This window comes from Phormidium sp. CCY1219, from assembly GCF_055795085.1.
In genome coordinates this window covers 1-645 of sequence record NZ_JAYFEQ010000176.1, presented here as the reverse complement: position 1 = coordinate 645, position 645 = coordinate 1, and the positions used below count along the sequence as shown (strand labels likewise).

The 645-nt window shown below is 42.5% G+C and carries 1 protein-coding gene; it reads right to left on the bottom strand.

Features of this window, described 5'->3' with window-relative positions; all coding sequences use genetic code 11:
• Nucleotides 1–645: group II intron maturase-specific domain-containing protein (locus tag AC0QH1_RS01060; protein WP_324628879.1), on the bottom strand; the 645-nt coding region annotated here is incomplete at both ends.

Sequence of the window (645 nt, the reverse complement as noted above, 5' to 3'; positions counted from 1 at the left end):
ATACTTTCTGAGCTTATCAATGGACGCTTTCCCACATCTTGATACTGTCCATGCCCTTAAAGCTACCCAAACCATATGGTCGAGTTTGGAGAATGTTTCCTTGGATACTACTCCAGAATAGTAGTTACTCCACCCTCTTATGACTAGGTTTAGCCGTTTGATTAATGCGTATTGTGGGGCTGTTTTATGAGCCTTGATAACCGCCTTAATTGCTTTGTAGTGCTTCTTGACTGACTTCTTGCTTGGCTTTATATTGAGCTGGAATAGTTGCTTTCCCCCTCCACCAGTATTCGTGGCCTTGTATTTGCCTACCGTGTAATGGCGGATATTAAACCCTAAGAAGTCAAAACCTGGCTCTCCCCCTTCTTCTGAGAGTTCATGGGTATGACAGATTCTTGTCTTTTCTGGTTTAAGCTTTAATCCAACTTGTTTAAGCCATTGTTCAATCAAGTTACGGGCTTCTAGTATGACCTCTTTATGTGGTGACAGTACCACGAAATCATCGGCGTATCGAATGATTTTCGGACGATAACTTTTCTCTTGCTTTCCGTCAATGTATTTAGATTTAGGGAAGGCATTGACTACCGAATTTATCATTCCGTGTAAAGCAATGTTGGCCAGGAGTGGACTAATGACCCCACCCTG